This window comes from Komagataeibacter xylinus, from assembly GCF_009834365.1.
In the GTDB taxonomy this organism is placed as follows: domain Bacteria; phylum Pseudomonadota; class Alphaproteobacteria; order Acetobacterales; family Acetobacteraceae; genus Komagataeibacter; species Komagataeibacter xylinus_D.
The window spans coordinates 3,355,090-3,371,641 of sequence record NZ_CP041348.1 but is presented as its reverse complement, the minus strand read 5'-3'; the positions used below and the strand labels follow the sequence as shown (position 1 = coordinate 3,371,641).

Annotated in this window: 12 protein-coding genes; all 12 read left to right on the top strand. The window is 63.7% G+C overall.

The annotated features are described in order from the left end of the window. Positions 1–36: 36 nt before the first annotated feature. The 12 genes from FMA36_RS16065 (at position 37) to FMA36_RS16010 (ending at position 16,463) form a co-directional block, all read left to right on the top strand. Positions 37–1,521: an aldehyde dehydrogenase family protein gene (locus tag FMA36_RS16065; protein WP_159263291.1), complete on the top strand. Its 1,485-nt coding sequence runs from the start codon at positions 37–39 to the stop codon at positions 1,519–1,521. A 5-nt stretch (positions 1,522–1,526) separates the two neighbouring features. Continuing rightward, positions 1,527–2,702 carry an amidohydrolase gene (locus FMA36_RS16060; protein ID WP_159263289.1) on the top strand — a complete coding sequence of 392 codons (1,176 nt, stop codon included), beginning with the start codon at positions 1,527–1,529 and terminating at the stop codon, positions 2,700–2,702. Then, on the top strand, positions 2,699–3,772 hold the full coding sequence (locus tag FMA36_RS16055; protein ID WP_159263287.1) for a tartrate dehydrogenase: 1,074 nt from the start codon (positions 2,699–2,701) through the stop codon (positions 3,770–3,772). Before FMA36_RS16060 ends, FMA36_RS16055 begins: the two co-directional genes overlap by 4 nt. A 590-nt stretch (positions 3,773–4,362) precedes the next feature. After that, positions 4,363–6,783 carry a TonB-dependent receptor plug domain-containing protein gene (locus tag FMA36_RS16050; protein ID WP_159263286.1) on the top strand — a complete coding sequence of 807 codons (2,421 nt, stop codon included), beginning with the start codon at positions 4,363–4,365 and terminating at the stop codon, positions 6,781–6,783. A gap of 324 nt (positions 6,784–7,107) precedes the next feature. Then, on the top strand, positions 7,108–7,776 hold the full coding sequence (locus FMA36_RS16045) for a haloacid dehalogenase type II (RefSeq protein ID WP_159263284.1): 669 nt from the start codon (positions 7,108–7,110) through the stop codon (positions 7,774–7,776). A gap of 104 nt (positions 7,777–7,880) precedes the next feature. Continuing rightward, positions 7,881–9,521, top strand: a complete 1,641-nt coding sequence (locus FMA36_RS16040; protein WP_240906419.1) for an ABC transporter substrate-binding protein — start codon at positions 7,881–7,883, stop codon at positions 9,519–9,521. Next, a complete protein-coding gene (locus tag FMA36_RS16035; RefSeq protein ID WP_159263282.1) occupies positions 9,518–10,474 on the top strand; it encodes an ABC transporter permease in 957 nt (318 codons plus the stop codon). The genes FMA36_RS16040 and FMA36_RS16035 overlap by 4 nt, the downstream gene beginning before the upstream one ends. Continuing rightward, a complete protein-coding gene (locus FMA36_RS16030) occupies positions 10,471–11,277 on the top strand; it encodes an ABC transporter permease (protein ID WP_159263280.1) in 807 nt (268 codons plus the stop codon). Before FMA36_RS16035 ends, FMA36_RS16030 begins: the two co-directional genes overlap by 4 nt. Beyond that, the gene (locus FMA36_RS16025; RefSeq protein WP_159263279.1) at positions 11,274–13,160 is read left to right on the top strand and encodes an ABC transporter ATP-binding protein; all 1,887 of its coding nucleotides are present in this window, start codon (positions 11,274–11,276) and stop codon (positions 13,158–13,160) included. Before FMA36_RS16030 ends, FMA36_RS16025 begins: the two co-directional genes overlap by 4 nt. Then, positions 13,138–14,598, top strand: coding sequence for an NAD-dependent succinate-semialdehyde dehydrogenase (locus FMA36_RS16020; RefSeq protein ID WP_159263278.1), 1,461 nt, complete (start codon positions 13,138–13,140; stop codon positions 14,596–14,598). The genes FMA36_RS16025 and FMA36_RS16020 overlap by 23 nt, the downstream gene beginning before the upstream one ends. Before the next feature lie 57 nt (positions 14,599–14,655). Continuing rightward, positions 14,656–15,525 (top strand): GNAT family N-acetyltransferase, encoded by an 870-nt coding sequence (locus FMA36_RS16015; protein ID WP_159263276.1) that lies wholly within the window; start codon positions 14,656–14,658, stop codon positions 15,523–15,525. Between the two features lie 11 nt (positions 15,526–15,536). Then, positions 15,537–16,463 carry a 2-hydroxyacid dehydrogenase gene (locus tag FMA36_RS16010; protein WP_159263274.1) on the top strand — a complete coding sequence of 309 codons (927 nt, stop codon included), beginning with the start codon at positions 15,537–15,539 and terminating at the stop codon, positions 16,461–16,463. The last annotated feature ends 89 nt before the right edge of the window (positions 16,464–16,552 follow it).

Below are 16,552 nucleotides of genomic sequence, written 5' to 3'. Positions count from 1 at the left end.
GGCACGGACCAACGCATCTGGTTCAGGAAACGTGTCATGCCCGCCTCACTGTCTTTTGATCCTGCCCTTGCCGATATCCCCCAGGGCCATTTCATCGGTGGCCAGCTTCTGACAGGAGGGGAGCGGATCGCGGTCCATGCGCCTTCCACTGGCGGGGTTGTCGGCTACGTGCCCGCGGGTGATGCCGATATTGTGGATCAGGCGGTGCGCCGGGCGGCCCATGTGCAGGCCACGAGTGGCTGGGCCACCTGTCCCCCGCGTGAGCGCGCGCGGGTCATGCGGCGCTGGGCGGAACTGGTGGAGGAAAACCTGGAGCGGCTGGCGCGCCTTGAATCCTTCTGTTCCACCCGCCCCATTGCCGAAACCACCGGCTGGGATGTGCCGTTCACGGCCGAGGGGCTGCGTTTCTTCGCGGAATATGCCGACAAGCTGGGGGGCGATGTCGCAGCCACGCAGTCCGACCTGCTGGGCATGACCATTGCCGAGCCTTATGGCGTGATCGGCGCGATCGCGCCGTGGAATTTTCCGCTGGTCATGGGTAGCTGGAAAGTGGCCCCGGCGCTCGTCGCGGGTAATGGCGTGGTCATCAAGCCATCGGAGATGACGCCGTTCTCCATCGTGCTGCTGGCGCAACTGGGCGAGCAGGCGGGCCTGCCGGCAGGACTGTTCAACGTGGTGCAGGGTCACGGCGCGGTAGTGGGGGATGCGCTGTCACGCCACCCGCTGTGTGGCAAGCTGACCTTTACCGGCTCCACCCGCACTGGCATTGCGGTGATGAAGGCGGCGGCCGAAAGCGGCCCCAAGCCGGTGACGCTGGAGCTGGGCGGCAAGAGCCCGCAGGTGGTGTACCAGGACATCCGCTGTGTTGACACGGTCGCGGCCCGGATATTCCGTGCCTTCAGCGGTAATGCGGGGCAGGTGTGCGTGACCGGATCGCGCCTGATCGTGCATGAAAAGGTGGCCGGGCCGCTGGTGGAAAAGATCGTGGCGCTGGCAGGTCAGGTCAGGCCCGGTCCCACATGGGATGAAAAGACGGCCTACGCGCCGATCATCTCGCCCGGTCAGGCCGAACGGGTGGAAGGCATTGTCAGCCGCGCCTGTGCGGCGGGGGGCGAACAGGTCGAGCCGATGCGCCGCCTGCTGCCTGATAGTGGCGGCGCGTTCCTCTCGCCCACGGTGCTGACCAACGTGACGGCGCAGAATGTGGCGGTGCGAGAGGAAATATTCGGCCCTGTCCTGACAGTGCAGACTTTTGCGGAGGAAGACGAGGCGCTGGCCCTGGCCGCGCACCCCGAATACGGGCTGGCCGCGGGTGTGCATACCGCTGACCTCGGGCGCGCCATGCGGGCGGTGCGGCAGCTCAGGGCGGGCACGGTGTGGGTCAACCGGTACGGACGTTCGGCGGATTTCGTCATCCCGACCGGTGGTTTTGGCGGTTCCGGTATTGGCAAGGATCTGGGCCGCGAGGCGGTGCAGGCCAACCTGCGGCACAAGAGCGTGCTTATGGCGTTCGAGGGGTAGGAAGCATGATCCGCGCCGCGAGCGTTGCGGGGCTGACGGCCCTGCGCCACGACCTGCATGCCCATCCCGAACTGCGTTTTGAGGAAGTCCGCACCGCAGACCTGGTGTGTGAATACCTGGCCGAGATTGGCTACGCGCCGGTGCCTGGCTTGGCCCGGACCGGCGTGGTCGCTACCCTGCATGGCGCGCGTTCCGGCCCGTCCATCATCCTGCGTGCCGACATGGACGCCCTGCCGGTGCAAGAACGCGGTACCTGTGCCCATGCCTCCCGCCATGAGGGACGGATGCATGCCTGCGGGCATGACGGGCATACGGTCATGCTGCTGGGTGCTGCGGCGCGGCTGGCGGCCCGACCGCCGGAATGTGGCACCATCCATTTCGTGTTCCAGCCTGGTGAGGAAGGCGGCGCCGGTGCCCGTGTGATGATCGAGGAAGGGCTGCTCGAGCGTTTCCCCGCCGAGGTCTGCTTTGGCCTGCATAACTGGCCCGGTCTTGCCGCGGGCCAGCTTGCGGTGCGCAGCGGGCCGATCATGGCCGGGGGCTGGCGGTTCCGCATCCGCCTGATCGGGCGCGGCGCGCATGCGGCACAGCCGCATCTGGCCGCCGACCCCGTTGTGGCGGGGGCGGCGCTGGTGCAGGCCATCCAGCAGCTTGTCGCACGCCGGACCGACCCGCTGGTGCCAGCGGTGGTGTCCGTCTGCACGTTCCATGCCGGCAGTACGGACAACATCCTGCCCGAGCATGCGGAACTGGCAGGCACGATCCGGGCGCTGGATCGGGTCACGCTCGACCGCCTGCGTGATGACCTGGCCGAGATGGCCGATAATACGGCAAAGGCCTGCGGGGTACGGGCGGAGGTGGAATTCCACAGTCCCTATCCGGTCACGGTCAATGCGCCCGGACCAACCCGCATGGTGCGTCATGTCATGCATGAGATGGACGGGGCGGATTACCCTCCCGCCAATACCGATGTGGCGCCCAGCCTGGCATCGGAGGATTTCGGTTTCATGCTCGAGCAGCGTCCGGGCACGTATGCCTGGATCGGCAATGGCGCTTCGGCGGCATTGCATGCGCCCGATTATGATTTCAATGACAGCGTGATCGGTCGGGGCGTGGATTACTGGGAACGCCTGGCCCGCTATTCCCTCGCGCAACAGGCGCATAAGGACGGAGTATCATGAAAACACACAAGATTGCGGTCCTGCCCGGTGATGGCATCGGCAGGGAGGTCATGCCTCCCGCGCTTGCGGTGCTGGACGCCGTGGGTAAGATCTGCAACATCGGCTTCAGCTATTCGGAATATGACTGGAGCTGCGAGACCTATCTGGCCACCGGCAGCATGATGCCCGCCGATGGCATGGATCGCCTGTCGCAGCATGACGCGATCCTGCTGGGGGCCGTGGGCTATCCCACGGTGCCGGATCATATCTCGCTGTGGGGCATGCTCATTCCCATCCGCCGGGATTTCGACCAGTACGTCAACCTGCGCCCCGTGCGCCTGCTGCCCGGCATCCGCTGCCCGCTGGCCGATCGCAAGCCCGGTGACATCGATTTCTGGATCGTGCGCGAAAACACCGAAGGCGAATATTCGCGCATCGGCGGCCGCTTTGCCGAGGGCACGGATGCCGAAGGCGTGGTGCAGACCGCCGTCTTCACTCGCCACGGCACGGACCGCATCATCCGCTATGCCTTTGAACTTGCGCAGAAACTGGGGCGGCCGCATGTGTCATCGGCCACCAAGTCCAATGGCCTGTTCCATTCCATGCCGTTTTGGGATGAACGCTTCGGGAAGATGGCAGCCCAGTATCCCGACACGCGGACCGACAGCCACCATATCGATATCCTGGCCGCGCGTTTTGTCCTCTCGCCCGAATATTTCGACGTGGTGGTAGGCAGCAACCTGTTTGGCGATATCCTGTCCGACCTCGGCCCAGGTGTGACCGGTACGATCGCGGTCGCGCCCTCGGCCAACATTAACCCCGAGCGGCGTTATCCTTCCATGTTCGAGCCGGTGCATGGCTCCGCACCCGATATTGCCGGGCGCAATATCGCCAACCCCGTGGGCCAGATCTGGGCAGCCGCGATGATGCTCGATCATCTGGGTGAGGCCGAGGCGGGCCGCCTGGTGCTGCGCGCGATCGAGGCGGTCCTGGCAGACCCTGCGGCGCCCCGCACGCCAGATATCGGCGGAACGGCCAGCACGACCGAATTCGGCGCGGCCATTGCGACGGCCCTGCATAAAATCAGGTAATATCAATAATAAAGGGCTGGCTGGAAAGTCGGCCCTGGGAATATCCCGTAATAATGGGGATGTTTCTGATGACGTTTTTTTTCGAAGATGTCCGGGGATGCAGCCTTTTCGCGAAAAGGCCGCATCTGGAAGCCTGTCTGTGTTTATCAGGGAATGAACACTAGGTATTTTTTAGGCCCATCGGCTGAAGACATGATGTAATAACGGACAGGCCATGCCTCGATGAATGGATTTCGGGGCTATTTTTTTCAGGAAATGGGTATTCCGCAGTATTGTTCCGTAAGTTGCTGAATAAAAACACAGTTTTTTAGACCCGCCTGAAAATGACGGCAGAATGGTATATTCTGCCGATTATAAATCGAAAACGAAATGATCTTTTTCGTGATTCATGAACAAATTGATTCATGAAAGTAACGAAACGCCTGGCAGGTCACATGCCGCGCCGATGAAACGCGATGGGGCTATTCCGGTCATATATGTTTCTTTTTAACAATGTTTATATTCGGTGCATGTGACTGCAAATATCTGGAAAGACCCGTTTCCTGAAACGTGAAGTCACCATGCCGATGCCAGAAAACAAGGACGGGTGGATGAATAGAAAAGTATTTATCCTGACGGCGACAACGGGCCTCGTGGCGGCCTGTATGCTGGATGGACCGGCTGCGGCCTACGCACAGTCTGCCGTACAGGCACGCAGGATACTGACAAAGGCTTCATCCGTCCCGGCCGCGCAGGCGGATGACGGTGGTGAGAAGGAGCAGATCATCGTCACCGGCACGCGCGATCCACACCAGACAGCGCGCAAGAGTGTCAGCCCCATCCAGGTGGTGACCGCGGCCCAACTGGCCCAGACCGGGCAGGCCGACGTGCGTGACGCGCTCATGCAACTTGCGCCCTCGGTTGCGCGCTCGGCGCGCGTGAATGGCAGCGCCAACATGACCGACGCGATCAGCCTGCGCGGCCTGACGCCTGACCAGACGCTGATCCTCGTCAACGGCAAGCGGCGCCACAATACAGCCGTGCTGTCCAACAATGCCGGGCCGCAGCAGGGCACCACGCCGGTTGATATCGACATGATCCCGGTCTCTGCCGTTGATCATATTGAAATCCTGCAAGATGGCGCGGCAGCGCAGTATGGCTCGGACGCCATTGCGGGTGTGGTCAACGTCATTCTCAAGCACGGTACGGGCGGGTTCGAGGCGCAGGCCATCAATGGCGGCTATGAGGCCGGCGACGGCTTTACCTCGGGGGAATCCTTCAACTGGGGCACCTCGCTTTACGGGCGTGGTTTTTTTGATGTCAGCGCGGAATACAAATATCAGGACCATACCTTCCGCGCGACACCCGACAGCCGCACGGGCCGCAACGACTTCATGGATATCGGCAACCCGCGCCAGCAACGCGAGACGATTTCGTATAACATGGAGTTCGAGATCAACAGGGATGTGAAGCTCTACTCCTTCGCAACCTTCGGCCATCGCAATGGCGAAAGCTATGAGGATTACCGCACGCCCAGCACCGCTGTGGCGATGTATCCCTATGGTTACAGCCCACAGGAAAGCATTGACGAAAACGATTTCGGCGTGACCGTTGGCTTCAAGGGCCAGAAATACAAGTGGGACTGGGATGTCAGTACCACCTATGGTGGTGATTCCGAGCAGATGGGCCTGTTCAACAGCGTCAACAAGACCATCCTGGCCGCCACGGGGCAGACGCCCACGCGCTTTTCGCTCATGTCATTCAGCAATACGCAGTGGACGACGGATGCGGGCGTGCGCCGGGCCTTCGATGTGCCGGTGCTGGCCGGACCGCTCAATTTCGCCCTTGGGGCACAGTATCGCTATGACAGCTACCATATCGGCGCGGGTGACTATGCCTCCTATTACGGGCTGGGCGCGGACAGCTTCCATGGCCTGAGCCCGCAGAACGCTGGCAACAGCAACCGTGACGTGACGGCGGGTTATGTCGATGTCTCCGCCGAGCTGCTGAAGGGCTGGCAGATCGATCTTGCCGGGCGCTTCGAGCATTATACCGATGCGGGCGATACCGAAACCGGCAAGGTGTCGTCACGCTATGACGTGAACAGGTATTTCGGCCTGCGTGGCACGATCTCGAGCGGCTTCCGTGCGCCGACCCTGGCGGAAGAGCACTGGTCGAACATGTCGGTCGCGGCAACCACCGCCAGCGGCTATATTCCCGTCAATTCGGCCGGTGCGCGCATGCTGGGGGCCAAGGCGCTCAAGCCCGAGCGTTCGACCAATTTCAGCGCGGGTATCGTGCTCAACCCGCTCAGGGACCTGCATGTGACGGTCGATGCCTACCAGATCGACCTGCGTGACCGCATCATGGCGGCGGGCGTGTATAACGGCGCCACCGCGATCGAGGCGCTGAACCTGAATGGCTTCCAGATCGCGCCGGATATTTCCCCCAAGGCGGTCACGGCGTCGTACTACGCCAATGCGGCCAGCACGCGCACACGCGGCCTGGACATCACGGCCAGCTATCTGACCCGCCTGGGCCGCTTTGGCCGCATCAACTGGGATGTGTCAGCCAACTTCAACCAGACCAATGTCCGCCATGTTAGCGAGGACGGGAACGGCAATGCGCTGCTCAACGTGCAGCAGCAGGCCTATCTCACCAGTTACACACCCCGCAATAAGGTGATCTTTGGCGGTGTGTGGCATTACGGCAAGATGGATTTCGCGGTGCATGAAATCCGTTACGGCCGTACGACCTCGGAGCTTGAATACTACACCGGGGCCAATGCCTATTCGAACACGAACTTCATGCGCTTCGTCAACACGCCGCGTTATGAGACCAACCTTGTTTTCGGCTACCAGGTCACGCCACAGTGGCGGGTGGCGCTGGGTGCGAATAACGTCGGCAACGCCAAGCAGCGCAAGCTGCCCGAGCAGTTCCGCTACGAAGGCGCTTATGGCTACGACGTGAATGCCGAACAGATCGGCTATAATGGCGGGTTCTACTACCTGCAGGTCAACTACAAGCTGTAAGGCAGGGCTGCGTGCCCCCTGCATGTCGTGCCGGGGGGAATGCAGGGAGTGGCACAATATGCCACCTCCTGCATGCGTTATGGTGTGTCCGCGCCCCATATCATGCAGCGGGGCAGGGGTGAAGGGCGGGATGGGTCCGCGCCATCTTGCTGGATAATATGAAGAAACGGCGGGTTATGCCGCTGTGGGGAGCGTGAAGCACAGTGTGCTCCCAGTGGTTTTCAATTCGACATATTATGCTGCGAATGGGGCTTAAACGGGCGTTCCCCCACGGCGGTTCTATGATTTACTGACAGACAATACGGAGTGAGGTGTTAACCAGCCATGTCTCTTTTTAAGCCTAAATTCATCACATTCGACTGCTATGGCACGCTGATCCATTTTGAAATGGGTGAGACGGCCCGCAAGCTCTACGCCGATGTCATCCCGGCGGACAGGATGGATCAGTTCGTGGCAGATTTTGCCGCCTACCGCCTGGACGAGGTGCTCGGCGCATGGAAGCCGTACCGCTATGTCGTGCTTGGCGCGGTGGAGCGGACCTGCAAGCGCTGGAACATCCCCTTCGATGTTGCCGTAGCCAACAGGTTCTATGACGCGGTGCCAAGCTGGGGCCCCTGGCCCGACGTGACCGAACCGCTGCGCCGCGTTGCCAAGGAATTCCCGCTGGTCATCCTGTCCAACGCGATGAACAGCCAGATCCATTCCAACGTCGCCAATATCGGCGTCCCGTTCCATACGGTGCTGACGGCGGAAGACGCGCAGGCCTACAAGCCGCATATGCGCCCGTTCGAATATATGTTCGACGCGCTCGGCTGTGGGCCTGAAGACATCCTGCATGTCTCGTCCTCGCTGCGCTATGACCTCATGACCGCGCGTGACCTGGGCATCCGCAACAAGGTGTTCGTGGCGCGTGGGCATGAGCCTTCCACCCCCGAATACGGCTATACCGAGATCAGGGATATCGGTGGCCTGCCGGGCGTTCTCGGCCTGTAAGGCCTGCTCCCCCCCCCACCCGCCATTGCCGCACCTGCAGGGACGCGTTTCATGAAACTTGCCAGCATCATACCTGCCAGCATCTGGACCGAGACGATCCCCGCATGCGCGTCGGGCGGGTCATGTCGGCGGGTCGCCCCGCCAAAGGGTGCCGTTTCCTGATGCGGCGGTGTCGTGCTGACGCCAGTACGACAGGTGGCCCCGGCCGGCGGCAGGTGCTGCGGCTGGCGGCTGCCGGGCTGGCGGCGGCGGCCCTGCCGACCCGTGCATCGCGGGCGCAGACTGTCAGCGGTGAGACGCCGCGCCGGGGCGGGCACCTGAATTTCGCGGGGCTTGCCGCCTCGACCGCCGATACGCTTGATCCCGCCCGCTTTGCGCTGGCGACCGACTACATACGCGGTCACATGTTCTATGACGGGCTGGTCACGCTGGATGCGGACATGACGCCGCGCCCCGCGCTGGCCGAACGCATCGAAAGCGATGACCTGCGGACATGGCACATCACCCTGCGCCGGGGCGTCGCCTTCCATGATGGCGCGGCCCTGAATGCCGCCGATGTGGTGTATTCCCTTGCGCGGCACAAGGACCCCGCCACGGCCTCGCAGCAGCGCGCCGTGGCGCAGGAAATGGCCGAGATAAAAGCCACCGGCCCGCTGGAGGTGCAGGTCACCCTCAACGGCCCGAACGTGGATTTTCCGTCCATGCTGGGGCTGGTAGGCTTTTGCATCGTGCGTGATGGCACCGCCGATTTTTCGCGTGAGAATGGTACCGGCCCTTTCATCTGTACCGAATTTTCGCCTGGCGTGCGTACGTCGGGCCGGCGCAATCCTGATTACTGGGGTGGTCCCGCGCCGTGGCTCGACAGCGTGGATATGATCGGCATTTCTGATGACATGTCGCGGCACAACGCCCTGCTGTCGGGTGATGTGGATATCATCGCCTCGGTCAATCCGCGGCTTGTGCGGATGCTGCGCGGGCGGGGCTTCGGTCTGCTGGAAAGTCCGGTCGGCACCTATACCGACCTTGCCATTCGCCTGGATCAGGGGCCGGGGCGGATGCAGGATTTCGTCACGGGCATGAAATACCTGTTCAACCGCGAGCAGGTGCGCGATTCCGTCTTTATGGGGTTCGCCCGGCTGGGCAATGATCAGCCGATCGCCCCTGAGAACCGGTATTTCGCAGCCGACCTGCCGCAGCGCGTGTTCGATCCCGACCGCGCGCGCTTTCATCTCAGGAAATCGGGGGTGATGGAATCAGGGGTGCCGGTGCTGTGTTCGCCTGCGGCGCTGGCCTCGGTCGATATTGCGGTGGTGCTGCAATATGCCGCCCAGCAGATCGGCATGGACCTGCCGATCCGCCGCATGCCCGCCGATGGCTACTGGACCGAATACTGGATGAAAACCCCCATGGGTTTTGGTAACACCAATCCGCGTCCCTCGCTGGACATGACCTTCGCGCTCAATTTCGCCTCGACCGCGCCATGGAATGAATCGCGCTGGCATGACCCGCGTTTCGACCAGTTGCTGCTTGACGCGCGCCGCCAGCGTGATGAGCCCGCGCGGCGCCGGATCTATCACGACATGCAGGTGATGATCCATGAAGGCGCGGGCATCTGCCTGCCTGCCTTCACCACCAGCCTTGATGCCTTCAGCCCCCGCGTGCGTGGCCTGCGCCCCAGCCAGGCGGGGCAGTTGATGGGCTATGATTTCCTGAGCCATGTCTGGCTTGCGGATGGCGCGGCATGAACGCGGGTCTGGCACGTCTGGTCGCGCGCCGCATCGGCACGACGCTGTGCTCGCTGGTGTTTGTGGTCGTGGCCATCTTTTTCATGACGGCGGCGCTGCCCGGTGATGTGGCCGACATGCTGCTGGGGCAGAACGCAACCCCTGCCGCGGCACAGGCCCTGCGTCACAGCCTGCATCTGGACCAGCCCCTGTGGCTGCGCTTCGTGCACTGGTGCGCGGGCATGCTGCATGGCGATCCGGGCACGTCGCTGCTGACGGGCCGCCCGGTGGGCGAGATGCTGGCCCCGCGCCTGTACAACTCCCTGCTGCTGGCGGGCGCGACCACGATGGTGTCGGTGCCGCTGGCGCTGCTGCTGGGCCTGGCTTGCGCCACGTGGCGCGATACGTATTTCGACCGGGTGATGACCGTACTGACACTGGGTATCGTGTCGGTGCCCGCTTTCCTGATCGCGACGGTGGCGGTGTTCGTGTTCGCCGTGCAGTTCCGTATCGTGCCCGCGCTGTCCGATATCCGCTCCATCCATTCGGTGGGCCAGTTCTTCCTGACCTTCACCATGCCGGTCAGCACGCTGGCCAGCATCACCATGGCGCAGATGATCCGTATGATCCGGGCGTGCATGATCGATGTGTTTTCGGCCCCCTATATCGAAATGGCGGTGCTCAAGGGCGTGCCGCCCATACGGATCGTGCTGTACCATGCGTTGCCCAACGCCATCGGGCCGGTGGCCAACGCCATAGCGCTCAGCCTGTCGTCGCTGCTGGGGGGGGTGGTGGTGATCGAGACCATCTTCAACTATCCCGGCCTGGCGCAGTTGATGGTGGATTCCGTCATGCTGCGTGACGTGCCGATCATCCAGTCTTGCGCGCTGCTGTTCTGCCTGACCTACCTGTTCCTGACCACGCTGGCCGATATCGTGGCGCTGGCCTCGGTGCCGAAGGGGCGCGGGGCATGAAGGCGCGCCTGTCACTGCCTTCGGCCACGCAGCGCGTGGGCGTGCTGTTCGGGTTCTGGCTGGTGCTGGCCCTGCTTGGCCCGCTCCTGGCCCCGTACGCGCCGGGCCAGATCATCGATACGCAGGTCTTCGCCCCCATATCGCACCGGCACTGGCTGGGCACGGACTATCTGGGTCGCGATCTGGGCAGCCGCCTGTTGTATGCAGTGCGTTACACGGTGCTGATCTGCACGTTGTCCACCGCGTTTTCATGCGGGTGTGGTATCCTGCTCGGTGTCGCCACCACGGCCACCCCGGCGTGGGTGGAACAGGTGGCGGGGCGGTTGATGGATGGCATCCTGTCCATTCCCAGCCTGCTCTGCGCGTTGCTGGTCATCGCGGCGTTTGGTGACTCGCTTGTCGCACTGGTGCTGACCATGGGGGTGATCTACACACCCGGCGCCTACCGGACCAGCCGTGCCCTGGCCCTGCGCATCGCGCGGATGGACTACATCACGGTGGCCATGGCGCGGGGCGAGGGGCGGCTGTTCATCATCTGGCGTGAAATCCTGCCCAATATGCGCGGCCCGCTGCTGGCCGATGTGGGGCTGCGTTTCATCTATGCCGTACTGCTGCTGAGCAACCTGAGCTTTCTGGGGCTGGGCGTGCAACCGCCGCTGGTGGACCTTGGCTCGCTTGTGCGCGAGAATGTGCTGGGGCTGGTTTATGGCGCCGTGGCGGTGGTGCTGCCCACCATCGTGATCGCGGTGCTGACGGTAGGCATCAACATGGTGCTGGACGGAACGGCGGGGCGGCGTTCATGACGCATATGATTTCCGTGCGCAACCTGGAGATCGTGGGCCGCCGCCGGCATGGACCGGCGGTGCCCATCGTGCGCGATGTCAGCCTGGACGTGGCCGAAGGGCAGATGCTGGCCCTGATCGGGGAATCAGGGTCGGGCAAGACCACCATCGCCCTGTCACTGCTGGGCCATGCCCGCGCGGGCTGTGCCATAAGCGGGGGGCGGATCACGGTGGCCGGGCATGATGTCACCACCATGACGGCGGGCGAACTGCGGGCGTTTCGCGGGCGGACCATCAGTTATGTGGCGCAGAACGCGGGCACCGCGTTCAACCCGGCATTAAGCATTGGCCAGCAGGTCATCGAACCCGCGCGCGTGCACTGGGCCATGACGCGCGCGCAGGCCGAGCACAAGATGATCGGCCTGTTCCGCGCGCTGGCGCTACCCGAACCCGAAACGATTGGTGCGCGTTATCCGCACCAGCTTTCGGGCGGGCAACTCCAGCGCCTCATGGCGGCCATGGCGCTGGTGACCGACCCTGAAATCGTCGTGTTCGACGAGCCGACAACCGCCCTTGATGTCACCACCCAGATCGAGGTGCTTGCCGCCTTCCGTAGCGTGCTGGCCGACCGTGGCATTACCGGCGTGTACGTGACCCATGACCTGGCGGTGGTGGCCCAGATTGCCGACCATGCGGTGGTGCTGCGCCACGGGCAGGTACGTGAAAGCGGCCCGGTGGCCGAAATACTGGGCAACCCGCGTGATGACTATACGCGCGAACTCGTGGGGGCATGCCGCATCCCGGCGCGTGCGACCGCATCCATGCCCGCGGCCCGAAAGGCGGTTGATACGGTGCTCGACCTGTCGGGCGTCATTGTCGGTTATGGCCGACCGGACGCGGCGGGCCTGCCGCAGCGGCGCATTCTCGATCAGGTCAGCCTGCCGGTGCCGCGTGGCGGCACGCTGGGCATCATTGGGGAATCAGGCTGCGGCAAGAGCACGCTGGCGCGCACCATCTCGGGCCTGCAGCCATGGTCCGCGGGGCAGGTCACCTTTCGCGGCGAGGCACTGGACCCCGCCATTGCCCGGCGCACGCGCGAACAGCGCCGCCGGTTGCAGATCGTGGCGCAGAATGCCGACATGGTGCTTAACCCCGCCTGGCGCATCGGGGCGGGCCTGGAACGTGTGCTGACCTTCTTTCACGGGCTGAAGGGGGCCGAGGCCCGCAACGAGGCGGCCCGCCTGCTTGACATGGTGCGCCTGCCCCATGCGCTGCTGGACCGCCTGCCCGGCGAACTGTCGGGCGGGCAGAAGCAGCGCGTCAATTTTGCCCGTGCGCTGGCGGCGCGGCCTGACCTTGTGCTGTGCGATGAAATTACCGCGGCCCTCGATCCGGTTGTGGCCGCCGCCATCCTTGATCTGATGGCTGAACTGCAGCGCGAACTGGGTATATCCTACATCTTCATTACCCATGACCTGCATGCGGTGCGGGCCGTGTGTGATGATGTGGCGGTGCTGTATGGTGGCAAGGTTGTGGAGCATAACAGCAGCCAGTCGCTGACCACCGGCGCGCACCACCCCTATACGCGGCTGCTGGTCTCGTCCGTGCCGGAAATGCAGGCGGGATGGCTGGCCGGGGCGGTGGCCCGGCGCAAGGCGACGGATCCGGCCCCAGCACAGGTATCCGGCCCGCAGGGGTGCCGTTTCTTCCCGCGTTGCGACAGGCGCCTGCCCGGCACCTGCGATAACGGCCCGGTGCCCGTGCAGGCCCTGCCGGATGGCGGGCATGTCGCGTGTTTCAGGAACAGCGCGGAACTTGCCACCAGCGGGGCATCGGAATGCACCGTGCTTCCTGTCATCCATAGTCCTGAAGAGGTACGTCATGACGACCCTGACTCTTTCTGATCCGTCCCTGTTCCGCCAGCAGGCCTATATTGCCGGACAGTGGCGGGATGCCGCAGATGGCGCGCGCATCGCAGTTGATAACCCCGCCACGGGCGAGATCATTGGCCATGTGCCCGCCTGCACGCGCACGCAGGCGACCCAGGCCATCGAGGCCGCCGCGCGCGCGCAGGCTGAATGGAAGCAGCGCCTGCCCGCCGAGCGCGCCGCCATCCTGATGGCGTGGCATGACCTGATCTTGGACAATGTCGATGACCTGGCACGGATCATGACCATCGAACAGGGCAAGGTGCTGGCCGAGGCGCGTGGCGAGGTGCGTTACGCGGCCTCCTTCTTCAAATGGTTTGCCGAAGAGGCGCGGCGTATCGATGGCGCCATCCTCGCGCCCCCCACGCCGGGCCGTCATGTGCTGGTGCTCAAGGAACCCGTTGGCGTGACGGCGGCGATCACGCCGTGGAATTTCCCGCTCGCCATGATCACGCGCAAATGCGCGCCGGCCCTTGCCGCCGGGTGCAGCATGGTGGTCAAGCCTTCCGAACTCACGCCGTTTTCCGCCCTTGCGGTCGCGGTTCTGGGTGAGCGCGCGGGCGTGCCCGCCGGGCTGGTCAGCGTAATAACCGGCATGCCCGATGCCGTGGGCATCGAACTCAGCACCAACGCGACCGTGCGCAAGCTGTCCTTTACCGGATCGACCCGCGTGGGGTCGATCCTGATGGAACAGTCCGCCGCCACCATCAAGCGTCTGAGCCTTGAACTGGGCGGCAATGCGCCCTTCATCGTGTTCGAGGACGCGGATATCGAACTTGCCGTTGAAGGCGTCATGGCCAGCAAGTTCCGCAATGCCGGGCAGACCTGCATCTGCGCCAACCGCGTGTTCGTGCACAACGCCGTTCATGACCGCTTTGTCGAACGCCTGATGCAGGCGGTGGCGGCGCTTAAGGTAGGTAACGGGCTGGAGGCGGGGGTCACCATGGGACCGCTGATCAACGCCGCCGCCGTGGCCAAGGTCGAGGCGCATGTGAAAGACGCGCTGGAGAAGGGCGCGCGTTACGTCAGCGCCCCCATCAGCGTCGCGGGCTGTTTTGTCAGCCCCGTGGTGCTGACTGATGTCACGACCGAAATGCGCATCGCCTCGGAGGAAACCTTTGGCCCGGTCCTGCCCATCTTCCGTTTCGACGCGGAGGAAGACGCGGTGCGGATGGCCAACGGCACGCCGTTTGGCCTGGCCAGCTACTTCTTTACCCGCGACCTCGACCGCGCCTGGCGGGTGGGCGAAGCGCTGGAATTCGGCATGGTGGGCCTCAATACGGGGGCCATTTCCATGGAATCAGCACCGTTTGGGGGCGTCAAACAGTCCGGCCTTGGCCGCGAGGGCGGGCATCCGGGCATTGACGAATTCCTGGAACTCAAGAGCTTCCACATGGGTGCGCCCCGGGCCTGAACCCGCCACCCCAAGCCCGTGAAACCGGGACAATGATCGTTATGATGGGATATGACCATGACTGATTCCGCCCTGCTGACCCGGATCGAAACCCGGCCCATGCATGAGGCCGACCTTGAAGCCGGGTACGCGCTGTCGAAGGCTCTGTCATGGCCACATCGTCTTGAGGACTGGCAGTTCATGTTTTCCGTGGGGGAGGGGCGCGTGGCCGTGACCGATACGGGCGCGATCATCGGTACCATCATGTGGTGGCGGTATGGCGCGGGGCATGCCTCGCTGGGCATGGTGATCGTGGCGGATGCCTGGCAGGGGCACGGTATCGGCAAGCGGCTCATGATCGAGGCGCGCAATGCGCTGCCCGGCGTGGTGATTCACCTCAACGCAACACCTACCGGCGTGCCGCTGTACGAGAAGATGGGTTTTCGCCCCTGCGGCATTGTCGAGCAGCGGCAGAGCAATGCCGCCGCCCAGCCCCTGATCGCCCTGCCCGGGGGCGTGCGCCTGCGCCCGGCCGGGCAGAACGATCTTGAGGCCATCGTGGCATGTGATACCCAGGCCTGTGGCATGGATCGCCGCCAACTGGTGACTGCCCTGCTGGCAACGGCCAGGGGGGTGATCGTGGACCAGGAGGGAGAGATCGCGGGTTACGCCTTCTGCCGCAAATTCGGCTGGGGCATGGTGGTGGGGCCGGTCATGGCCACCAGCACCGATTACGCCGCCGCCATGATCGCCTACTGGATCGGGAGCCATGCGGGGCAGTTCATGCGCCTTGATATCGCGCAGGATTGCGGGCTGTCGCGCTGGCTTGACGAAATCGGCCTGTTGCGGGTCGATGCTGTTGCAGCCATGAGCACTGATGGCAGCTACGGTAATGCGGGCGCCAGCCCGATGCAGCGTTTCGCCCTGTGCAGCCAGGCTTTTGGGTAAGGAGCAGAAACGTGTCATTTGTCATCAAGTCTACCGCTGAGCGGGCCCAGGTATGGCAGCAGCAGTTTGCGCGTCACCTGCCCGATATCCCCTTTCGTGTCTGGCCCGATATCGGTGACCCGGCCGAGGTGGAATACCTTGCGGCATGGGTGCCACCGGACAACCTGGTCGAACGCTTTCCCAACCTGAAGATACTGTTTTCGGTCGGGGCCGGGATCGACCAGTTCGATCTGGCCGCGATCCCGCCGCACATCCAGATCGTGCGCATGATCGAAACCAGCCTGACCGAAGGCATGGTGGCGTATGTGCAGTTTGCCGTCCGTGCCATCCAGCGTGACATGCTGCGCTATGTCAGCCAGCAGCGTACGCATGTGTGGCAGGCGCACTCGGTGCGGGCGGCCTCGGCGTTTCGTGTTGGCGTAATGGGGCTGGGCCAGCTTGGCGTGCCGGTGGCGTGTGTCCTGCGTGATATGGGATACGTGACACAGGGCTGGGCCCGCTCCGCGCGTGAGATTGACGGGGTGCGGTGCTTTGCCGGTGAGGCAGAGCAGGCGGAATTCATCGCCTCGACTGATATCCTCGTCTGCCTGCTGCCGCTGACCGAACAGACAGCAGGCATCCTGAACCGTGACCTGTTCGCGCGGCTGCCACGTGGGGCCAGCCTGGTCCAGTGCGGGCGGGGGCGGCATCTCGTGACCGATGACCTGATCGCGGCCCTTGATGAGGGGCAGCTTTCCGCCGCCATTCTGGACGTGACCGACCCCGAGCCCCTGCCGGCCGATCACCCCTTGTGGGACCGGCCGGATGTGCTGATCACGCCCCATATCGCCAGTGCCACACCCACGGAAAGCGGGGGCATGGCCATTGTCAATAACATTCGCCGCTACCTTAATGGTGAGACCCCGGTGGGCCTGGTCAATCGCAAGATGGGGTACTGATCCGGCCGCGCGCCGTCATCAAGGTAAAGTGGCGCCTTTGCCTGCCGCATCATGTCTGATTTCTTATTGCCTGATGGCATTCGGAGCTG